Annotated in this window: 21 protein-coding genes; 9 read left to right on the top strand and 12 right to left on the bottom strand. The window is 64.3% G+C overall.

Annotated features, from left to right (window positions below; all coding sequences use genetic code 11):
* Positions 1-63 precede the first annotated feature (63 nt).
* The 3 genes from BCA01S_RS15075 to BCA01S_RS15065 all read left to right on the top strand — a co-directional run bounded on the left by BCA01S_RS15075 (position 64) and on the right by BCA01S_RS15065 (position 3020).
* On the top strand, positions 64-1947 hold the full coding sequence (locus BCA01S_RS15075; RefSeq protein WP_027777614.1) for a bifunctional sugar phosphate isomerase/epimerase/4-hydroxyphenylpyruvate dioxygenase family protein: 1884 nt from the start codon (positions 64-66) through the stop codon (positions 1945-1947).
* Positions 1948-2262: 315 nt separating this feature from the next.
* The gene (locus tag BCA01S_RS15070) at positions 2263-2595 is read left to right on the top strand and encodes a hypothetical protein (protein WP_027777613.1); all 333 of its coding nucleotides are present in this window, start codon (positions 2263-2265) and stop codon (positions 2593-2595) included.
* A 164-nt stretch (positions 2596-2759) separates the two neighbouring features.
* Positions 2760-3020, top strand: a complete 261-nt coding sequence (locus tag BCA01S_RS15065; protein WP_027777612.1) for a hypothetical protein — start codon at positions 2760-2762, stop codon at positions 3018-3020.
* 8 nt (positions 3021-3028) lie between these two features.
* Here BCA01S_RS15065 and BCA01S_RS15060 read toward each other — a convergent pair whose 3' ends face one another.
* The 6 genes from BCA01S_RS15060 to BCA01S_RS15030 form a co-directional block, all read right to left on the bottom strand.
* A complete protein-coding gene (locus BCA01S_RS15060; protein WP_027777611.1) occupies positions 3029-3358 on the bottom strand; it encodes a hypothetical protein in 330 nt (109 codons plus the stop codon).
* Positions 3359-3368: 10 nt separating this feature from the next.
* Positions 3369-4136, bottom strand: a complete 768-nt coding sequence (locus tag BCA01S_RS15055) for an AraC family transcriptional regulator (protein WP_027777610.1) — start codon at positions 4134-4136, stop codon at positions 3369-3371.
* 122 nt (positions 4137-4258) lie between these two features.
* Entirely contained in the window at positions 4259-5539 is a 1281-nt protein-coding gene (locus BCA01S_RS15050) for an FAD-dependent oxidoreductase (RefSeq protein WP_027777609.1), read from the bottom strand.
* 247 nt (positions 5540-5786) lie between these two features.
* A complete protein-coding gene (locus BCA01S_RS15040) occupies positions 5787-6059 on the bottom strand; it encodes a 2Fe-2S iron-sulfur cluster-binding protein (protein ID WP_027777607.1) in 273 nt (90 codons plus the stop codon).
* Positions 6052-7185, bottom strand: a complete 1134-nt coding sequence (locus tag BCA01S_RS15035) for an NAD(P)/FAD-dependent oxidoreductase (RefSeq protein WP_027777606.1) — start codon at positions 7183-7185, stop codon at positions 6052-6054. The genes BCA01S_RS15040 and BCA01S_RS15035 overlap by 8 nt, the downstream gene beginning before the upstream one ends.
* Entirely contained in the window at positions 7182-8216 is a 1035-nt protein-coding gene (locus BCA01S_RS15030; protein WP_027777605.1) for a proline racemase family protein, read from the bottom strand. Before BCA01S_RS15030 ends, BCA01S_RS15035 begins: the two co-directional genes overlap by 4 nt.
* Positions 8217-8575: 359 nt before the next feature.
* Between BCA01S_RS15030 and BCA01S_RS15025 the strand changes: the two genes are divergently transcribed.
* Positions 8576-9481 carry a dihydrodipicolinate synthase family protein gene (locus BCA01S_RS15025; protein ID WP_027777604.1) on the top strand — a complete coding sequence of 302 codons (906 nt, stop codon included), beginning with the start codon at positions 8576-8578 and terminating at the stop codon, positions 9479-9481.
* Positions 9482-9495: 14 nt separating this feature from the next.
* On the opposite strand, the gene BCA01S_RS15020 is transcribed toward BCA01S_RS15025, so the two are convergent.
* Complete coding sequence (locus tag BCA01S_RS15020; protein WP_027777603.1) at positions 9496-10218, bottom strand: response regulator transcription factor; 723 nt, start codon at positions 10216-10218, stop codon at positions 9496-9498.
* A 394-nt stretch (positions 10219-10612) separates the two neighbouring features.
* Between BCA01S_RS15020 and BCA01S_RS15010 the strand changes: the two genes are divergently transcribed.
* Together BCA01S_RS15010 and BCA01S_RS15005 are read left to right on the top strand one after the other, a co-directional pair.
* On the top strand, positions 10613-11914 hold the full coding sequence (locus BCA01S_RS15010; protein WP_027777602.1) for an MFS transporter: 1302 nt from the start codon (positions 10613-10615) through the stop codon (positions 11912-11914).
* 203 nt (positions 11915-12117) lie between these two features.
* Positions 12118-13599 carry an MFS transporter gene (locus BCA01S_RS15005; RefSeq protein WP_027777601.1) on the top strand — a complete coding sequence of 494 codons (1482 nt, stop codon included), beginning with the start codon at positions 12118-12120 and terminating at the stop codon, positions 13597-13599.
* 131 nt (positions 13600-13730) lie between these two features.
* Here the strand turns inward: BCA01S_RS15005 and BCA01S_RS15000 are convergent, their stop codons facing one another.
* The 5 genes from BCA01S_RS15000 to BCA01S_RS14980 all read right to left on the bottom strand — a co-directional run bounded on the left by BCA01S_RS15000 (position 13731) and on the right by BCA01S_RS14980 (position 15865).
* Positions 13731-14003, bottom strand: a complete 273-nt coding sequence (locus tag BCA01S_RS15000) for a hypothetical protein (protein WP_020068246.1) — start codon at positions 14001-14003, stop codon at positions 13731-13733.
* A gap of 73 nt (positions 14004-14076) precedes the next feature.
* Positions 14077-14508, bottom strand: coding sequence for a DoxX family protein (locus BCA01S_RS14995; protein ID WP_006052736.1), 432 nt, complete (start codon positions 14506-14508; stop codon positions 14077-14079).
* Between the two features lie 139 nt (positions 14509-14647).
* On the bottom strand, positions 14648-15112 hold the full coding sequence (locus tag BCA01S_RS14990) for an RbsD/FucU family protein (protein ID WP_027777600.1): 465 nt from the start codon (positions 15110-15112) through the stop codon (positions 14648-14650).
* A gap of 26 nt (positions 15113-15138) precedes the next feature.
* A complete protein-coding gene (locus tag BCA01S_RS14985; protein WP_027777599.1) occupies positions 15139-15447 on the bottom strand; it encodes a hypothetical protein in 309 nt (102 codons plus the stop codon).
* A 49-nt stretch (positions 15448-15496) separates the two neighbouring features.
* On the bottom strand, positions 15497-15865 hold the full coding sequence (locus tag BCA01S_RS14980; RefSeq protein WP_027777598.1) for a nuclear transport factor 2 family protein: 369 nt from the start codon (positions 15863-15865) through the stop codon (positions 15497-15499).
* Positions 15866-16082: 217 nt separating this feature from the next.
* On the opposite strand from BCA01S_RS14980, the gene BCA01S_RS14975 reads away from it, so the two are divergent.
* The 3 genes from BCA01S_RS14975 to flhD all read left to right on the top strand — a co-directional run bounded on the left by BCA01S_RS14975 (position 16083) and on the right by flhD (position 19234).
* Positions 16083-16961 (top strand): helix-turn-helix domain-containing protein, encoded by an 879-nt coding sequence (locus BCA01S_RS14975; RefSeq protein ID WP_244145991.1) that lies wholly within the window; start codon positions 16083-16085, stop codon positions 16959-16961.
* A gap of 200 nt (positions 16962-17161) precedes the next feature.
* Positions 17162-18385, top strand: a complete 1224-nt coding sequence (locus BCA01S_RS14970; RefSeq protein ID WP_027777596.1) for a YeeE/YedE family protein — start codon at positions 17162-17164, stop codon at positions 18383-18385.
* 528 nt (positions 18386-18913) lie between these two features.
* Positions 18914-19234, top strand: coding sequence for a flagellar transcriptional regulator FlhD (gene flhD, locus BCA01S_RS14965; RefSeq protein ID WP_020068239.1), 321 nt, complete (start codon positions 18914-18916; stop codon positions 19232-19234).
* The last annotated feature ends 2 nt before the right edge of the window (positions 19235-19236 follow it).

The following is a 19236-nucleotide window of genomic DNA, read 5'->3' as shown; positions in this document are numbered from 1 at the left end:
GCGCGTTGGCTCCAACGGCGCGCGCTCGCAATCTCCGTCCGACTGTTTTTGCAGGAGCTGTTCATGCAACGTTCGATTGCCACCGTCTCGATCAGCGGCACCCTCGTAGAGAAGCTCACCGCAATCCAGGCGGCCGGCTTCGAGGGCGTCGAGATCTTCGAAAACGACCTGCTCTATTTCGATGGTTCGCCCGCCGACGTGCGGCGTATCGCCGAAGATCTCGGGCTGAAAATCATGCTGTTTCAGCCGTTCCGCGATTTCGACGGCGTAAGTGCCGAGCGTCTCGCGCGCAACCTGGACCGCGCGAAACGTAAATTCGACGTGATGCATGAACTGGGCACGGACCGCATTCTGGTATGCAGCAACGTGTCGCCGGACACCATCTGCGACGATGCGCTAATGACCGACCAGCTCGGCGCGCTCGCGGAAGCTGCAGAGGCAGCGGGCGTTGTCGCCGGTTATGAAGCGCTCGCGTGGGGTCGGCACGTCAAGACGTACCGGCATGCGTGGAAACTCGTGAACGCGGTAAATCACTGCAATCTCGGACTCGTGCTCGACAGCTTTCACACGTTGTCGCTCAACGATACGGTGGACGCGATCGCCGACATTCCAGGCGAGCGCATTGCGTTCGTGCAGATCGCGGACGCACCCAAGCTCGCCATGGACGTGCTGGAATGGAGCCGCCATTACCGCTGCTTTCCGGGCCAGGGCGATTTCGACGTGGCCAGCTTCACCGCGCAAGTCGTCAAGACGGGCTACAAGGGCCCGCTTTCGCTGGAGATTTTCAACGACGGCTTTCGCGCCGCGCCCACCAACATCACGGCTGCGGACGGACATCGCTCGCTCCTGTTCCTGGAGGAACAGACGCGTGCGTTGCTGCAAGCCGCGCGGCAGCCGGTCGGCGAGTTGTACGAATCGCCCGCGGCTCCCGCGCACGTCGGCTATCAGTTTCTGGAGTTCGCCGTTGACGACACCACACGCGCGCATCTCGCCGACTGGCTCGGCAAGCTGCGCTTTCGCCAGGCAGGCCAGCATCGTTCGAAAGATGTGACGCTGTATCAGCACGGTGCCGCTTCGATCGTGCTGAACGCGGAACCGGATTCGTTCGCCAATGCGTTCTTCCAGCAGCACGGCTTGTCGCTGTGCGCATCGGCGTTTCGGGTGAATGACGCGAATCAGGCTTTCGAGCGCGCCGCCGGCTTCGGCTACGCGCCGTTCTCCGGTCAGATCGGCCCTAACGAACGCGTGCTTCCGGCCGTGCAGGCGCCAGACGGCAGCCTGAATTATTTCGTCGACGAAACGCCCGATCAGCCCACGTTGTTCGAAGCCGACTTCGTTCTCACGGACGTCAACGGCCCGTTCGAAGTCGGGCCGTTGACCCGCATCGACCACGTGTGCCTCGCCGTGCCGGCGAATTCCCTCGATACGTGGGTGCTGTTTCTGCGCACCGCGTTCGGCTTTCAGGCGGAGCCGGGCGTGCTCGTGCCCGATCCTTACGGCCTTGTTCGCAGCCGCGCGCTGCGCAGCCGCGACGGCTCGGTCCGAGTGGTGCTGAACGCTTCAGTCGATCACCACACGGCGGTGGCCGAGGCGCTGCATACCTATCACGGGTCCGGTTTGAATCACGTTGCATTCAGCACGAGCGACATCTTCAGCGCAATTCCGGAATTCGTCGCCGACGGCTTGCCGGTGCTGCGCATCCCGCGTAATTACTACGAGGATCTCGCCGCCCGCTACGCGCTGCCCGACGACATGCTGGAAGCGCTGCGCGAGCACAATATCCTCTATGACCGCGATGAACGCGGCGGCGAGTTTTTCCACGCTTACACGGAACAGCTCGATCAGCGCTTCTTCATGGAGATCGTCGAGCGGCGCGGCGGTTACGACGGCTACGGTGCGGGCAACGCGGCGGTGCGGCTCGCAGCGCAAGCCCAGCGGCGCAAGTAGGCGGCGCTCGCCGGCGGGGCGCGCGGACCGGGAACGCCAATCGCCAATTGCAGATTCACGGCAAGTCGCGCCGCTTGACTGCATCGCGAATCGTGACGGCGCGGGCACGCGTCGTGCGGCATCCGCGGGAGTATGCCCTTCGCCCGATATAATGGCGCCTTAAGTCGCGGTCCGCGCCGCGCGGCCGCGTCGGTACTCGGGTCGGGCGGTTCAAGCAGGTCGGCTAGGGCGGCGGCTACGCCAGAGCAGCGCGCTCGTCACGCCTTTAGCTCGAACCCGCGCCCACCGCCGGCCGAATGAAACGCCAGGAGAGATATGAAGAAGTTTGCCGTAGTCCTGTCAGTTCCCCTGCTTCTCAGCGCTTGCGCTTACTTTCAGAAGAACCCGGATGCCGGCGAGCCGGTCACCGACACCAATACGCAGCGCTCAGTCAACGATGTCGTCGCCTGCCTGACGCAATTGGCGTCGAACCATAATGCCGCGTTCAAATCCACGTCGATCCCGCAAGGCCAGATGCTGGACTTTGGCGATTCGAACATCATCAAGGTGCGCAGCGACAACGGAGCGACCACTTACCGTTTCTATGCGGGCAAGCGCCACGTGAACAATCTGTGGATCGAAACAGCGGGGAAAACCTGCGCGCCGTAAGCCGGGGTTGCCCGAGCGGGCCAAAAAAGCGGCGCCGTTAAGCGTTGGTAAGGTGCGCCGGTGCCATCTTCGTGTCACGGTGTTACAGGACAATGGGTCTTAAGAATCGTTTAAGACTTCGTCCGCATGATGCCTCGGACACGACCCCGCACGAGGTGCGCACCATGAACCAACCCGAACCGAATACCAACGACACGCCCGCGCCGACAAGGCGTCCGACCATCCTGCGGCGTCTCCTGAGCCATCACGAACTGGCGACGTTGCTGCTTTTGCTGCACGCGCCTATCGACGCGTCCGCCAAACCCGAGATTCCGCAACTGCACGAAGCCGGCCTGATCGAAACGATCTCGAACGAAGCAGGTGGCTCGCGCATTCGCCTCACGCCCGAAGGCAATGCCGTGCTGCGCGGGCTGGGCGTCAAGTAACGCACGCTTTACGCCTGCCATACGCCGTACCCTGCTTCGCGTAGTCCAATCGCCAGTTCCACTTCCATTTCCTGTGCGCCGCGATACGGCATGGGATTGAACACTTCATATAGCTCGGGTACAAGGCGCAGGCCATAATCGCGCACATAGCGATTTGCCTGAATGCCGGCTTTATGCCGGTCGAAGCGCAGATCGGGATCGAGCCCGGTCATCCCCACATACACGCACGGCTTGTCGAACCGGTAATCCGGATTCGCGCGGCGAAAGCGCGCCTCGTTCCAGACCTTGTCGTCGAGTGCGACGACGTACACATAGTAATGATGCTTACGGCGAACCATATGCCGACGCTCAACTCCGCGAAGTGCCGTGCAGCAGCATCCGGTATTCGGTCGGCGTAACGCCGACGGTCGCCTTGAACTGACGCGTGAAGGCGCTGTGGTCCGTGTAGCCGCACAGTGCGGCGACATCGGTGACCTTGTCGTGCGAGACCAGCAGCGCCGTGGCGGCGTCGAGGCGTGTCTTCAGCAGAACCTGGCGCGGAGTCAGATGAAACACCTTGTGAAAATACCGCTCCAGTTGCGCGACGGACATGTCCGCCATCACCGCCAACTGCTTGAGATTCAGCGGCTGCACATAGTTTTCCTGGATGAACTGCACGACCGCGGCGAGCCGGCTATAAGCCGGATGGCTGCTTTCGTCCGCTCTGAGATCGCGTGAAATGCCCGCAAGCCCGACGATCACGCCCGCGGCATCGCGCAACGGCTGCTTGGTGGTGAGACACCAGCCCGGTTGGCGACCAGGATAAAGGTGCAATTCCAGCTGATCGATCATCTGGTTGCCGACATGGATCACCCCTTCGTCCTGCGCCGTATAGATGCGGCCGAAGCGGCGTGGGAATACATCTTCGGCGGTTTTGCCCAACAGCGCCGTCTTTTCCTTGAAGCCGCAACGCGAAGCCAGCGTGCGGTTGACCAGCGCATAGCGCGCGTCCGCGTCTTTCACAAAGAAAACGACGTCGGGCAGCGCGTCGAACACGGGCTCCAACTGCCTGAAGTGCGACAGCATGCCGGACAACGTTGCTTCGTCAGGTGAAAACTGATGAGCCAGCGTGTTCATCGTGCAGGTCCCGTGGGTCCGAGCCGTTTATAAGAGCGCAGGAGTAAGCGCTGCATGCGCGCTCGATTATAAAGCGGCAGGTTAGCCGACAATATCCGCTCGCCGGCGGCGCGCGGTGCGAGTCAGTCCACCTGCGGCGGCTGTGTGCTTGCCGCGATCAGCGTGCCGATTTGCGCGGGACTGAAGGGCGGCCGCGGCGTCGCCGACGGCCAGTCGAAGTAGACACTCGCGGCGAGCCCACATACCCTTCCCTGGCACGCGCCCATCCCGCAACGGGTATGCAGCTTTGCGTCCCGCCAGTTGCGGAAGACACGCACTTCTCCGACGCTCACGTCCTCACAGCGGCACAGCAGCGTGTCGTCGGCGGGCGGCGTGCGCGCGGGCGTCTGCAACGCGAAGGCGGTCTCGATGCGCACTGCAAAGCGACGCCATCGCTCGCGTTGCGCGTGCAGTGCGCTGCGATCCGGCGTTGCGCCGCTCGCGGTCAGGCCCGCAAGCTCGCCTTCGACTGCCGCGAGTTCCGCGCCGCCAACGCCGGTGCATTCGCCGGCCGCCAGCACGCCGTCGACCGATGTGCGCTGCGTGGCATCGACGACGATGCCGCCCGCTTCATCGATTGCACAACCGAGCGCCTGGGCAAGCGTGACATTCGGCGCGAGTCCAAAGCCGCACGCGATGCGATCGCAGTCAAGCGTGACGCTGGTCTGCCCGCGCCGGACCGTGACCCGCTGGACGCGGCCCTCCCCGTGCGCCGCCTCTACCATGCTGCCGGTCCAGTAATGCACGCCGGCAAAGCCGCGCGACATACTCAAGGCCTGCCGCAGCTTCGCGGGTTCGCGTATCAGCGACGCGCCAAAGCGCAGAACATCGACGCTCGATGCCTGTTCGACAACCGCGAGCACCCGTGCGCCCGCCGCGCGCGCCGTGGCTAACGCCGCGATCAGCAGCGGCCCGCTGCCGGCGATCACGACGCGCTCGCCGCGCACCGGCATGCCGCCTTTGATCAGCGCTTGCAGCGCGCCCGCCCCAGTCACGCCGGGCAAAGTCCAGCCCTCGAATGGCAGCAAGCGCTCGCGCGCGCCGGTCGCGAGGATCAGGTGTTCGTATGTCAGACACATACCGCCTCGTTCCGCCGATTCGACCAGCAGTCCGCGCGGCGGGAGCGGCGCGACAACCCGCGTCGATGGGAAATTCGTGACGTTGCTGCGGCGACTGAGATCGGCGAGCAGCTTTTGCAGCGGCGCATGTTGCGAATGGCCCGGACCTTGACGCCAGATCTGTCCGCCGGCGCGCGGGTTGTCGTCGAGCAACGCGACGCTCGCGCCTTCGCGCGCCGAAGCAAGCGCCGAGTGCAAACCCGCCGGACCGGCGCCGATCACAACGACGTCGAAGTGCTGGCTCACGATGCGTCAACCTCTACGTTCTGCGCGTTATCGCCGTTGCAGTACAGGTCTGGCGGGATGCCATGCTGCGAGCGTTGCGTCACCGTGCGGGCGACTCTTGCGCGCGGCCGGACTAATCTGTGCGGCGAATTCGTCGCCGAGTCGACGCCGACGCCGACGTGCTCCGTCAGCTTGATGACCGCCTTTCGCACTTGGCCGGGCCGGCCGTGCGGCGGAATGCAGGCAGAGGCCACCTGGAAGTGCCGGGTCATCGAGCGCCCTCGTGCTGCGTGCGTACAGTCTGGCCGTCGCGGCAAAGCGTCTGACACGCGAGCGCATGCGCGCGGCCGTCTATCGTCACGCGGCATTCCTGGCAGACGCCCATGCCGCAGAACGCGGCGCGCGGCTCGCCGCCTACGGACACCCGCGTTCCGCTTTTCGCACCGGCGAGAACGAGCGCCGCAGCCACCGTCGTGCCCGCTTCCACCTTGAGGGCGACACCGTCGATGTTCAGCCGAATGCGTGCGCCGCTGTCAGTCATGCGCCACCTCATGCACGGGAACGAAACGGCTCGGCAGATACGGCTCGACCGGAATGGCCGGCGCGTTTCCGACGATTTGCGCCCCGAGCAACGTCGCAGTCGCCAGCGAAGTCGTCACGCCCAGACCTTCGTGACCGACGGCGAGCCACACGCCGGGCGCGTGCTCGCCGGCGGGGCCGATTAGCGGCAGCCCATCCGGCGATGCCGCGCGAAACCCGGTCCATGCGCGTATGCCGTTCAGTTGCGGGAGCATCGGCAGATAGTGAGCGGCGCGTTGCAGCATTTGAGCAAGCACCGGCATCTCGACCGCCGGGTCGGTCGTGTCGAACTGACGCGACGAGCCGATCAGTACCTGCCCCGTAGGCCGCGGTTGCGCATTGAACGCGACGGACGTGCCGGTCGCATGATGCGCGCTCTTGATATACCCGAGCTCCAGCAACTGATGATGGATCAGTTCGGGATAACGGTCCGTGATCAACAGGTGGCCTTTCTTCGGTTGCAGCGGCAGCGCCGGTATCAACTCCTGAGCGCCGAGCCCGTTCGCGACGATCACGTGCGCCGCGCTGCGCCGCTCGCCGTTCGCAAGCATCGCGCCGGCAGCATCGACCGAGATAACCCGCGCGTCGAGCCGCATGCGAATATTCGCTGACGCCGACGATCGCGTCAGCAGCCACTGCGCCGCCGTCGGCGCGTAGACGATGCTGTCGTGCTCGATGCGCAAGCCCCCGACTAGCGAAGAAACAACCGCCGGTTCACACGCCCGCAATGCGCGCGCGTCGAGCAGTTCCGCCGAAACGCCTTGCGCTTCGTAGGCGGCGTGCATTGCCCGGGCGGCCTGGAACTCTTCTTCGTCGGCGGCGAGCCAGAGCGTGCCGCAGCGCGCGAACGCATCTCGCGCACGAAGCTGCGGCGCAAGGTCCAGCCAGAGTTCGCGCGAGTAGCGTGACAGCGCGAATTCCGCGGGCGAGTCGTTCATTACGACGATATGACCCATGCCCGCAGCCGTCGCGCCACCGCCGATGCCTTGAGCGTCGAGCACCTCGACTCGCATGCCGAGCGCGGCGAGTTCGGCCGCGCATGCCGCACCCACAATGCCCGCGCCGACAATCAACGCGTCCGCCGTCATACCGTGCGGATGCCCCACGCGAACGGATCGCGCTCGTCGAAGCAAAGCCGCCCTTCCGCTGTGATATAGGCGTGGCCGGTGATCGTAGGGATTACCGGTGCTGCGTCGGCTGGAACTGCTGGGGCGCCGTCGCGGGGTGAAACAACTGACATGCCGTCGCCGCCAGGAATTGCGGATGCGCCATCGCCGGCATGGCGATAACTCGCCTCGAACACGCTGCCGATAATGCTCTCCTGGCGCCACACTGCCCCTTCGGCGAGTTTGCCTTCCGCCGCGAGACACGCGACCTTTGCGCTCGTGCCCGTGCCGCACGGCGAGCGGTCGTACGCATTGCCGGGGCACAGTACGAAACTGCGGCTGTCGATGCCGCCGCGCGAGCCGGGCCCGAAGAGTTCGATATGGTCGATCAGCGCGCCGTCCGCGCCGGTGATGCGCTGCGCGATCAGGGCATCCCGAATCGCCGCGCTGAAAGCGGTCAACTCGGGAATGCGTGCAGCCTCCAGCGAATGGCCATGCTCCGCGACGAGAAAGAACCAGTTGCCGCCCCAGCCGATGTCGCCCGTCAGCACGCCATGTCCCGGCACATCGACCTGAACCGCCTTGCGATAACGATAGGCAGGCACGTTGCGCACGGCGACGCTGCCATCGTCATTCAGCGTCGCTTCGACGACGCCGACCGGCGTCTGGATCCGATGCCGCCCCGGTCCGATTCGCCCCATATGCGCGAGCGAAACGACGAGGCCGATCGTGCCGTGACCGCACATGCCGAGATAGCCGACGTTGTTGAAGAAGATCACGCCGGCCGCGCATGACGGGTCGTCGGGTTCGCACAGCAACGCGCCGACCACGACGTCCGAGCCACGAGGTTCGGTGACGACGCCCGCGCGCCAGTCGTCGAAACGAGTGCGAAATACGTCGAGCCGTTGCGCCAGCGTTCCGCCGCCGAGGTCCGGGCCGCCCGACACCACGAGGCGGGTCGGTTCACCGCCGGTGTGCGAGTCGATGATATTGAGCGTTTTCATGACGCACATGGTAGGAACGGCGAAGGCAGCAGTCTTGGTGAGCTTGCGCGTGGATTGTGACGATTTCGGCACAGCGCCGTTGGATCGCAGCATCGCATGTGCGCGAAACCGCGGCCACTTTTGAAGGGTGAGCGCGGCGCATCCCGCGGAGCCACGATCAGGAGCGCGGCTCGCTTGTCGTACACCTCATTGCACCAACGGACAGGCTGGCGAATCTCCGTAAAACGCGCCGCTGATGAGCCACCGTGCATACGGAGCCACACCATCACTGTGCCGAAATCGTCATTCGCGACGCGCCATTGACGCAAGACGCCAGCGTTTTCGCTGCTTACACTGCGCTTGAACTCATCACACTCAGGAGAGCAGTCGTGGCGCATATCTGGGAAGGCGTATTGCCCGCAGTCACCACCAAGTTCAACGCGGATTTCAGCATAGACCGTGCGTGGACCGGCAAGAATATCGAAGCGCAGATCGACGCGGGTGTGGACGGCATCATCGTGTGCGGATCGCTCGGCGAAGCCTCGACGCTCTCGCTCGACGAAAAGCTCGAGGTGCTCGACATCGCCGTGGAAGCCTCTCGCGGCCGCGTGCCGGTGCTGCTGACCATCGCGGAAAATAGCACGCTCGACGCCTGCCGCCAGGCCGAGGCCGGCAGCCGCCGTGGCGCCAATGGTTTCATGGTGCTGCCGGGACTGCGCTATCTGTCGGACCGGCGCGAGACGCTGCACCATTTCCGCAGCGTCGCCGATGCAAGCGCACTCCCGCTGATGATCTATAACAATCCGCTCGCGTACGGCGTCGACATGACGCCCGACATGTTCGCGGAAATCGCCGACGAAAAGAAAATCGTCGCCATCAAGGAATCATGCGGCGACGTGCGGCGCGTGACCGATCTGATCAACGCGGTCGGCGACCGCTTCGCCATTCTGTGCGGCGTCGACAACCTGGCGATGGAAGCTATCCTGATGGGCGCGCATGGCTGGGTGGCCGGTCTCGTGTGCGCGTTTCCGCATGAGACGGTGGCGATTTACAAGCTGCTGAAAGCAGGACGGTTTGAAGAAGCACGGACGATCTACCGTTGGTTCGCGCCGCTGCTCGCACTCGACGTCTCGCACAAGCTCGTTCAGAACATCAAGCTCGCCGAAACGATGGTTGGCCTCGGCACGGAACCCGTGCGCCCGCCGCGCCTGCCTCTTGCCGGCGACGAGCGCGTCGCGGTGGAAGCGCTGATTCGCAAGGCTCTGGAAACGCGCCCGGAACTGCCGCGCCTTTGAGCCAACCGCGAAGTTCAGGCGGCCTGCTGCTGCTCATGTATCGCCTCTTCCTGACGCAGATGCAGCAGCCTGTAGCCGCTTTTATAAACCGGCTGCAAGCGGAACTCGTTTTGCGGCTCGATTTCGAGCAACAGGCGCAGCCGCGACACATGGCTGTCGATCGTGCGCGTGAACTCGCGGAATTCACGGCCCCATACCATCGCGAAGATGTGATCGCGCGACATGACACGGCCAATGTTCGAAAAGAACAGCGAAGCCAGCCGGTATTGCGTGCCGGATAACGAGACCGGCTGCCCGCGCAGCATGACGATCTGGCGATGCGTGTCGAAGCGGTACGGGCCCACGTCGAAGCTCGAGGTGCTGAAGCGGTCCGGATAGGCGCGCCGCAGCAACGCCGCGACGCGCTCGCGAAATTCCGCGGGCCGAACCGGCAGCGCGGTGTAGTCGTCGGCCCCGTTGACGAAAGCGCGCACCATACTTTCTTCCGACGTGTCTCTCGACACGAAGATCACCGGCACGCGGTCGCCGCCGACCGCACGCGCCGTCCTCAACACCTCGGTGCCCGACAGACGGGTGCCGTGCCAGTCCAGCACGAGCAGATCCACGGTGGACCGGGCCAGCGTTTTCGACATGGTGAGGCCGTCGTCGTAGCCCGCGCAGGTATGGCCGGCACTCGTCAGGATTTTTTCAATCGACTGACGCATGACGGGATCACGTTGAAGAATGGCAATGCGCATGGGATGACTCTTAACAGGTGGCGTGGACGCGATTCTCAAAGGCGCCTGGCCCCTATCCCATAGGATCAATCCGAATTTAACGCGCGCTCTGACGAATCGCATCGACGAGTGGCCGACGGACTACAACCGCCTTCGCATGACACGCGCGGTTCGTCGCAAGATCCGGAAAATTGCGGAATAGGCGGAACTTTTCCCAATCTAATTAAGCACTTCCCGAAGCGAATCGCTTTCATCCTGTAAAATCCCGCGCTGGCTTGTTTCGTCATCGCGCCGCCCTACCCGGGCCGGTGCGCCGGTGTCCCGCGCTCTACCCAGCCGCCGCCACACTTCTCGCCCGACGACCGCCGTTTTTCCACGCGACACGTGGTTTCCAATTCAAGACAACGACAAAGCAATGCAAGCGACAAATCTGGGTGGAGCGCAGGCTGTCACCCCACGCCCTCTTGGGCGCAGCGACTACAAGACACTCGGCCTCGCCGCTCTCGGCGGCGCGCTCGAGTTCTACGACTTCATCATTTTCGTGTTCTTCGCACCGGCAATCGGCCAGCTGTTCTTCCCGGCCGCGATGCCGGACTGGCTGCGGCAGGTGCAAACCTTCGGCATCTTCGCCGCGGGCTATCTCGCGCGGCCGCTCGGCGGCATCATCATGGCGCACTTCGGCGATCTGTTCGGCCGCAAGCGCATGTTCACACTGAGCGTGCTGCTCATGTCCGTGCCGACGCTGATGATGGGCCTGTTGCCCACCTACGCGAGCATCGGCGTCATGGCGCCGGTCCTGCTGCTGCTGTTTCGCGTGATGCAAGGTGCGGCGGTCGGCGGCGAAGTGCCGGGCGCGTGGGTGTTCGTCTCCGAGCACGTGCCGAAACGGCACATCGGCTATGCGTGCGGCACGCTGACGGCGGGCCTCACGGCCGGCATCCTGCTCGGTTCGCTGATCGCGTCGGCGGTCAATCGCAACTTCGCGCCCGTCGAAATCGCGGATTACGCGTGGCGCATTCCGTTTCTAATCGGCGGCGTGTTCGGCATGTTCTCCGTCTACCTGCGCCGCTGGCTGCACGAGACGCCGGTCTTCGCCGAACTGAAGCAGCGCAAGGCGATTGCCGCCGAAGTGCCGCTCAAGGCCGTGCTGCGCGACCACGGCCGCGCGGTAATCGTCTCGATGCTGCTCACGTGGATGCTGTCCGCCGCCATCGTCGTCGTGATTCTGATGACGCCGACGCTGCTGCAAAAGCAGTTTCACATTGCGCCGGCCACCGCTTTGCTGGCCAACTGCGTGGCGACGCTGTGCCTGACCATCGGCTGTGTGATGGCGGGCTCGATTGCCGGGCGCATCGGCGCGGGACGCACGATCTTCATCGGCGGCCTTGCGCTGGCCGTGACGTACTACGTGATGTTCCAGCAACTCTCGGTCGATGCCTCGGCGCTCGTGCCGCTGTATGGCGTGACCGGGCTGCTCGTCGGCGTGATCGGCGCGATTCCGTTCGTGATGGTGAAAGCCTTCCCGCCGGTCGTGCGCTTTTCGGGCATCTCGTTTTCGTACAACGTCGCGTATGCGATCTTCGGCGGCCTCACGCCGATCGCCGTTTCGCTGATGATGAAGTCCAACCCGATGGCCGCGCCGCTGTATGTCGGCGCGATCTGCGTGGTCGGTGCACTGAGCACGCTGTTCATCAAGGATGCGCCGCAGAAGCGCTGATCCAGCGCACGCGGCGGTGAAGAGAACGGCGCGCCTTCGGGTGCGCCGTTTTTATTTGCGGCGGCGTTTTCCTGTTCGCTTGTAGACAGCGTCCAGTTCGTCACCCCATTCCGGAGACCACGACGGCCGCAGTTTTCCGCCGACATCGACACTTCACGCCGCCCCGAAACGTGGTGCGCCACATCGCGCCTACGATATAGCGCATGACCTCCACAAAACATACCGTTTCCCCCGCCCTCGGTCGCGTGCTCGCGACTGTCAGCGTGGGCTTCGTCGTCACGCAACTCGACGTGACCATCGTCAATATTGCGCTACCTGAAATCGGCGCGAATCTGCACGCCAATGTCGCGGGCCTTCAATGGGTCGTCGACGCCTACACGCTCGCCTTCGCGGTGCTGATGCTGTCGGCCGGTGCGCTCGGCGACCGCTTTGGCGCGCGTCGGCTGTACGCGGCGGGTATCGTGCTGTTCGCGCTCGCGTCGCTTGCTTGCGGCGTCGCGTCCGGCGCGCCGATGCTGGTCGCCGCGCGAGCGTTGCAAGGCATCGGCGCCGCCGCGATGCTGCCGAACTCGCTTGCCTTGCTGAATCAGTCGTACGGACACGACCCGAAACTGCGGGCTCGCGCCGTCGGGCTGTGGACGGCGGCGGGCGCGATCTCCATCGCGGCCGGCCCGGTAGCAGGCGGCCTGCTGATCGCCGCCTTCGGCTGGCGCAGCATTTTTCTTGTCAATCTGCCGATCTGCGCTGCCGGTTTTCTGGCGACCCTGCTGTGGGTGCCACGCCCCGAAGCCGCTCTCCCGGAAACCGCTCGTGCTGAAACCGCTGGTCCTGAAACCGCCCCGCCGACGCCGCGCGGCATCGATCTGAGCGGCCAGACGCTCGCCATTGTCGCGTTGACCGCGTTCGTCGCCGCGGTGATCGAATGGCGGCCGCTCGGCTTGAGCCATCCGCTCGTCGCAGGCGGTTTCGTCCTTGCGGCGCTCGCCGGGAGCGCGTTTGTCGCGGTCGAAGCGCGCGCGAGTGCGCCGATGCTGCCGCTTTCGCTCTTCGCCGGGCGCAGCTTTAGCGCGGCCGTGCTGTTCGGCATCTGCGTGAACATGACCTATTACGGGATGGTGTTCGTGCTGAGCCTCTACCTGCAGCGGGTGCGCGGCTATACGGCGCTGCAGGCCGGTCTTGCATTTTTGCCGTTGACGGGCGGCTTCCTGATCTCGAATGTCGCAAGCGGCTGGGTGGTGGGCCGCTTCGGCGTGCGTGTGCCGATGATCGCCGGCGCGGTCACCGCCGGGCTTGGCTACGGCCTGCTGCATCTGGTCGACGCGAGCACGCCGCTGATCGGCCTGCTGCTGCCGTTCCTGCTGATTCCGTCAGGCATGGGACTAGCCGTCCCCGCGATGACGACCGCCGTGCTGGCGTCGGCGCAAGCGTCGCGGGCGGGCACGGCGTCGGCGGTATTGAACACGGCCCGGCAGGCGGGGGGCGCGGTGGGCGTGGCCGCATTCGGCGCGCTCGCCAGCGGGGCGGCGGCCACGCAAATCGTCTCGGGCATGCAAGCGGCGACCGCGATCTCGGTCGACCTGCTCGCGTTCGCTGGCGTGATCAGCTGCCTCGTGCATCCGCAGCCGCATTCGTCGTCGCAGGCGAGGCGTGAGGCGGATTCCGCGTCGGTCGGCAATTCGCGCTGAGCTTGCGCGTCTGGCCGGACGGACTTCGCGGACGACACATGAAAAACGACCCCCGCGGCTCGCGCGCCCCGGGGGTCGTCAACAGAATTGTCAGCGGTGAATAAGCCCGTGTGCGTAAAGCTCCAGGCGCGCTACAGCGACGCCTCCTGAATCGTTCCCGTATTGATCGCGGCTTCGATCAGCCCTTCGCTTTGCGCCTTGCTGATTGCGTCGGCAATCAGTTTTTCGGGCTCTTCGATCTCGGCCTTGATTGCGCTCAGAAAGCCGGACGCATCCAGCACCACAAGTGTTTTCGCGGACTCGGCGAGGCTGATGATCACGCGATGCGGCGTGGGCCCTTCTCCAAGACTCGCGCACAACTGCAACACTTTGCCGCCAATGGATTGCTCGAAACTTTGAATCATATTTACTCCCTTGTTTGCAGCCGGAATACGTCAGTCAGGCAAAACCAGCGGGGAATCGCTGAGCGTGGTGCGCTCAAAGACCCAACCCGCTGCGCGGCGCGCGCGCACCGTCGATACTGATACGCCCCGCGCCGGTCACGAACAGCAGCAGAAATCCGCCGGCGATACCAATGTTTTTCCAGAAATGGATCACCATGTCGCGCTGCAAGGCGGCGTCCGTCACGTTCCAGAAGTCGTGGCCCAGGACCGCCGTGGCCACCGTATAAACCGCCATGATGAGCGCGAGCGGGCGCACCTTGAAGCCGACTATCAGCAGGAGCCCGCCCAATGCCTCGACCGCGGTGGCGATCGGCGCGGCGATCTGCACGAAGGGCACGCCCTTGGAGTGCAGGTAGCCGACAAAGCCCGCATAGCCCAGCAGTTTCATCACACCGCCCCATAGAAACAGAACAGCGAGAGCAATGCGTGCGATGAGAATAACGCCGGAATCGACGGGACGCGTCATGGGGGACTCCTATAGATGAATAAGCAGCAGACCCGACTAGAAGGCCGCAGTTCCCTACTTTGCCTCTGAGCATATGTGCATTGCCCGCGCTTTCCAAGACGGGCAAGCGTTTGAACGACGCAAAGCGGCAGGCTGGCGACTAGGAGCGAGGGGCGTCCGGCGCGAGCAGAACGCCTTTTGTGAAGACGAAGCAGCCATAGCCGCGCTCCTCGCCGGTGGCGATCACGCAATACGCCTTGCGCGCGCGCTCATAAAACGCGAACCGTTCGATGGACGCAAACGGCACGTCGCGCCCTTCGGCCGCATTGACCTCGGCCTGCGCCTCGCGCTGCACGGCGGGAATGGTATGCGGCTCGCCGACCACTTCCATGCGCGACGCGGGCTGGTCGATGAACGTATCGAGCGGCATCACCGAGAGCACGGCGCGAATCGCACGCGGCGAGCTCACGCCGTCGAGACGAAGCAGCTTGCCGAGCACCGAGGAACGCGCGACGGAGCTGGCCGGAAAGTTGGCGTCGCAAATAACGAGCTCGTCGCCGTGTCCCATTGAGCGCAGGGCATGCAGTATGTCGGCGTTGAGCAGAGGATCGAGATTCTTAAGCACTGTGTCTCCATGCAAGTTGCTTGCGGTTATTCGAATGGCTCGCATTGCGGCAATCGATTGTAGCAAGCAACGTTGCGCGTTTCGGGGAGATTCCAGTGAAGAGTGCAAGACGTGCCGCTCACTTGCGGCGGCGCGCCGCCGCAACGCCACCGCAACCATCCGACGACCGCGAGCAGCATCAGACCCGCGCCGCCCGCCACCGGTTCGCGCCAGCCGAGTAGCGCGGCGAACATGAATGCGCGGGGGCCGGCGAGCAGCGCGAAGCCGGCAATCGCGCCGCACAGCGCGTCGATGGCATGTGCGAATCGCGCAAACTTGATGACGGGCTCGTGCATGATCGTCTCCACGCAAAGATGACGGTAGCGAAGCTGCGGCGCTGTGCGATCAGGCGCCCGTGGGCACCTGATCGAGGAAGCCGGTCACTGCCTGCAGACGGCCGTGCGCGTCGACCACGCCGAAGTCGGAGCCCTTGACGATCGCCTCGCCGTCGGGCGTGACGAGTGCCCACGAAAAGCGCAGGCGGTTGCCGAAACCGTCCACGTCGGTCGAGCGGCGAAACGTGTGATGCGCAAAGCGCCCCTGCACCGCGCGGATCATCGCGTCGATTCCGTCGTGGCCGGAGCCGGCCATCAGCGGGTCGCGATAGTCGGCGTCCGTCGCCCATGTCGCGGCGATCAGCTTGCGACGGCGCTCGCCATCGGTCTCGTTCCATGCGTCGAAATAACGGTCGATCAGATCGGTATGCGCGTTCATCTGCAACTCCTTGATTGGCAATGACTGAGCGCTACGCTCGGCATACACGTCGCATGCGGCGGGCTCGGAGTGAAGATTCGCGGTTAGCGGGCCGCGCGTCGATTACGTCGCAGGTAATCGTTGTGCGGCGCGTCCCGGCGTTCGTGCGCGGCAATGCGTCGAGCGCATTACCTCCCAGGTAATGGATCGGCGCGGCGCTTTAGCTATCATCGTTGGCATGAACACACTTTCTTCTGCGCAAAGCGCCCCGCCGACACGGCCCGCGACCAGCCGCACCGTCGGCGATCTGCTGCGTGAATGGCGGCAGCGGCGACGGATGAGTCAGTTGCTGCTCGCCGCCGAAGCCGACATCTCGACGCGGCATCTGAGCTTCGTCGAGTCCGGCCGCGCAATGCCGAGCCGCGAGATGGTCATGCATCTTGCCGAGCGCCTCGATGTGCCGCTGCGCGCACGTAATGCATTGCTCGTCGCGGCCGGTTACGCGCCGCTGTTTCGCGAGCGGCCGCTATCGGACCCGCAACTGAGCGCCGCGCGCGAAGCCGTCGAACTGGTGCTGAAGGGCCATGAACCCTATCCGGCGCTCGCCGTCGACCGGCACTGGAACATCGTCGCCACGAATAACGCGCTCGGGCCGCTCCTTTCGGGCGCGAGTCCCGATCTGCTGAAGCCGCCCGTGAATGCGTTGCGCCTGAGCCTGCATCCGGATGGCATCGCTTCGTCCATCGTCAACTGGCACGCGTGGCGGGAACACGTGCTCGCGCGACTGCAACGGCAGATCGACGTAAGCGCCGACGAAACACTCAGCGCGTTGCGCGACGAACTGGCGGCTTATCCAACGCCGCCGGGCGCGCAGCCGCCCGAGCCCGGCGAGAGCCCGCTCAATCAGATTGCGGTGCCGCTGCGTCTGCGCACGCCGCTTGGCGTGCTGTCGTTTTTCAGCACGACGACGGTGTTCGGTACGCCGGTGGACGTGACCTTGTCGGAACTGGCGATTGAAGCGTTCTTTCCGGCCGATCCGCAGACCGCAGCCGCATTGCACGACTTCGCCGGCAACCGGCGCTCAGACGGCGTGCACGGGGCGACCGCCGGCACGTGACGGGATGCGGGCGGCGGCGGCGGCGCCATCGGGCGCGGCAGCGGCAAACAGCGACAAACAGCGGCGCGCCCCGCGCCTGCGAGGATATGCGCTACGTGCTATCTTTTTCGATCCTGATTGCGCTTTCGCTCGTCTGCCAACAACGCGCGCCAGCCGCCCGCCGGGCCGCCGGCGCGCGTGCGTTGTCGGTCAATCTCATCATGTCCGAACTTTCTTCTACTCTTTCTCCCGCGCCACGTCGTTTCGACCTCAACCCGAAACCGCTTGCCGCGGCTCTCCTTCTCATCGCGCTCGGTGCCGTATATCTGGCTCAGACCGTCAGTGGCCGTCAGGCCGCGCTATATATAGTCGGAGCCCTGCTCGGCATGTCGCTCTATCACGCGGCGTTCGGTTTCACGTCGGCGTGGCGCGTATTTATCGCCGACGGCCGCGGCGCCGGGCTTCGCGCGCAAATGCTGATGCTCGCCGTGGGCGTCGTGCTCTTCTTCCCGGTGCTCGCGTCAGGAACCTTGTTCGGCCATCCGGTGGTGGGGCTCGTCGCGCCCGCCGGCACGTCCGTGCTCGTCGGGGCTTTCATGTTCGGCATCGGGATGCAGTTGGGCGGCGGCTGCGCGTCCGGCACGCTGTACACAGTCGGCGGCGGCAGCACGCGGATGATCGTCACGCTCGCGGCATTTGTAACAGGCTCGGTGGTGGCGACCGCGCACATGCCGTTCTGGACCGCGCTGCCCGCCTTGAAGCCGTTGTCGATGGTCAACACGCTCGGCGCCGGCGCCGCGATCGCGCTGAACCTCGTCATTTTTGCGGCGATCGCGGCGCTGACCGTCATCGTCGAACGGCGCCGGCACGGGCGCCTCGTCAACGAGCCGGCGCGCGCGCCGCGCGCATCCCCTTGGCTGCAAGGGCCGTGGCCGCTCTTTGTCGGCGCACTCGCGCTTGTGCTGCTCAACTTCGCGACGCTCGCGCTGTCGGGCCGTCCGTGGGGCGTGACCTCGGCGTTCGCGTTATGGGGCGCGAAGCTCTTTGCCGCGCTGGGCGTGGACGTGGCGAGCTGGCCGTACTGGGCGACCCGCGCGAACGCGGGCGCGCTGGCAGCGCCTGTTACACACGACGTCACCACGGTGATGGACGTTGGCATCATTCTCGGCGCCATGGCCGCTGCCGCACTCGCCGGCCGCTACGCACCGGTCTGGAAAGTGCCGGCGCGCTCGCTGATCGCGGCTGTCGTAGGTGGCCTCCTGCTCGGCTACGGCGCCCGCCTTGCCTATGGTTGTAACATCGGCGCCTACTTCAGCGGCATCGTTTCAGGCAGCCTCCACGGCTGGTTGTGGCTCGTCGCCGCCTTCATCGGAAACGTGCTCGGCACGCGCCTGCGGCCCGCGTTCGGGCTCGAAGTCGAGCGGGTTCGCCCAACGGGCTGCTAATTCTTACCGATCCGGTTACAAACTCGCCGGGTTTGTAACCGGGGCGCCATCTTTTCGTTACAAAATCGGTCCGTCCCCGAAACAGAAAATCGCTAGGTAGTATTTACACGACTTGGCGCCGGTTTTTCGCTCGCTTTCCATTCAGTCTTAATTACCGGTTCTCTTGGATCCACCCTCGGTGTTGCGCGGACGACACGGTCTAATCCCCGCCGTACAAGGGTTTTCATGGATCTGACGCAAGCTCGCCAGGACGGAAAAGGTGTCCAGCGCGGCGCATTACAAGCCCATGAAATTCTTACCGAAATTTGATGCGCTTTTTCGAGATATTTTTTTGAGAAGGGATTGATTTCTGGTTTTACCCTTCATACAATTCGTCCCAAGCTGTTACGAAATGTAACGCGATGTATCAAAAGGTCGCCATGTGTATCCGGGACGACTTGTAGCCGAAGGACAACGTTTTCGGCGAGGCATAAAAGACATAACGGCAAAAAGCCGACATAGTAATTCGGGGCTTCGGAAACAGAGAAAATGGACCGTAGCAGCGAGACGCTGGACTCAATCCGCGAGATTAACCTGTCGTACATCATGCTTGCGCAACGTATGTTGCGTGAGGACAAACCGATCGGAATGTTCCGTCTGGGTTTGTCGTCGGAACTGGCTGATCTGCTTGCCGGGCTGTCGCTCGCACAGATCGTCAAGCTGGCCTCTTCCGATCAGCTTTTGTGTTTCTTCCGCTTCAACGACCACTCGATGCTGTCGGCGTTGACGCAAACGACGAAGCACACCGCAGTTGCACCGACTCACGCGGCGATCCTGCTTGCAGGCCAGCCCGCTGAGCAATTTGCCTAATA

Origin of the sequence: Paraburkholderia caledonica NBRC 102488 (assembly GCF_000685095.1) — a bacterium.
GTDB lineage: Bacteria > Pseudomonadota > Gammaproteobacteria > Burkholderiales > Burkholderiaceae > Paraburkholderia > Paraburkholderia caledonica.
Note: the sequence above shows the minus strand (reverse complement) of the source record. Positions and strands in the feature narration are given on the sequence as shown.

Coding starts and splice junctions, on each gene's coding strand:
- BCA01S_RS15010 (WP_027777602.1), top strand. CDS start 10,613: ATGCAAGCGACAAATCTGGGTGGAGCGCAGGCTGTCACCCCACGCCCT.
- BCA01S_RS14985 (WP_027777599.1), bottom strand. CDS start 15,447: ATGCACGAGCCCGTCATCAAGTTTGCGCGATTCGCACATGCCATCGAC.
- BCA01S_RS14995 (WP_006052736.1), bottom strand. CDS start 14,508: ATGACGCGTCCCGTCGATTCCGGCGTTATTCTCATCGCACGCATTGCT.
- BCA01S_RS15005 (WP_027777601.1), top strand. CDS start 12,118: ATGACCTCCACAAAACATACCGTTTCCCCCGCCCTCGGTCGCGTGCTC.
- BCA01S_RS15060 (WP_027777611.1), bottom strand. CDS start 3,358: ATGGTTCGCCGTAAGCATCATTACTATGTGTACGTCGTCGCACTCGAC.
- BCA01S_RS15000 (WP_020068246.1), bottom strand. CDS start 14,003: ATGATTCAAAGTTTCGAGCAATCCATTGGCGGCAAAGTGTTGCAGTTG.
- BCA01S_RS15070 (WP_027777613.1), top strand. CDS start 2,263: ATGAAGAAGTTTGCCGTAGTCCTGTCAGTTCCCCTGCTTCTCAGCGCT.
- BCA01S_RS15065 (WP_027777612.1), top strand. CDS start 2,760: ATGAACCAACCCGAACCGAATACCAACGACACGCCCGCGCCGACAAGG.
- BCA01S_RS14970 (WP_027777596.1), top strand. CDS start 17,162: ATGTCCGAACTTTCTTCTACTCTTTCTCCCGCGCCACGTCGTTTCGAC.
- BCA01S_RS15035 (WP_027777606.1), bottom strand. CDS start 7,185: ATGACGGCGGACGCGTTGATTGTCGGCGCGGGCATTGTGGGTGCGGCA.
- BCA01S_RS15030 (WP_027777605.1), bottom strand. CDS start 8,216: ATGTGCGTCATGAAAACGCTCAATATCATCGACTCGCACACCGGCGGT.
- BCA01S_RS14975 (WP_244145991.1), top strand. CDS start 16,083: ATGAACACACTTTCTTCTGCGCAAAGCGCCCCGCCGACACGGCCCGCG.
- BCA01S_RS14980 (WP_027777598.1), bottom strand. CDS start 15,865: ATGAACGCGCATACCGATCTGATCGACCGTTATTTCGACGCATGGAAC.
- BCA01S_RS15040 (WP_027777607.1), bottom strand. CDS start 6,059: ATGACTGACAGCGGCGCACGCATTCGGCTGAACATCGACGGTGTCGCC.
- BCA01S_RS15055 (WP_027777610.1), bottom strand. CDS start 4,136: ATGAACACGCTGGCTCATCAGTTTTCACCTGACGAAGCAACGTTGTCC.
- flhD (WP_020068239.1), top strand. CDS start 18,914: ATGGACCGTAGCAGCGAGACGCTGGACTCAATCCGCGAGATTAACCTG.
- BCA01S_RS15075 (WP_027777614.1), top strand. CDS start 64: ATGCAACGTTCGATTGCCACCGTCTCGATCAGCGGCACCCTCGTAGAG.
- BCA01S_RS15020 (WP_027777603.1), bottom strand. CDS start 10,218: ATGCGCATTGCCATTCTTCAACGTGATCCCGTCATGCGTCAGTCGATT.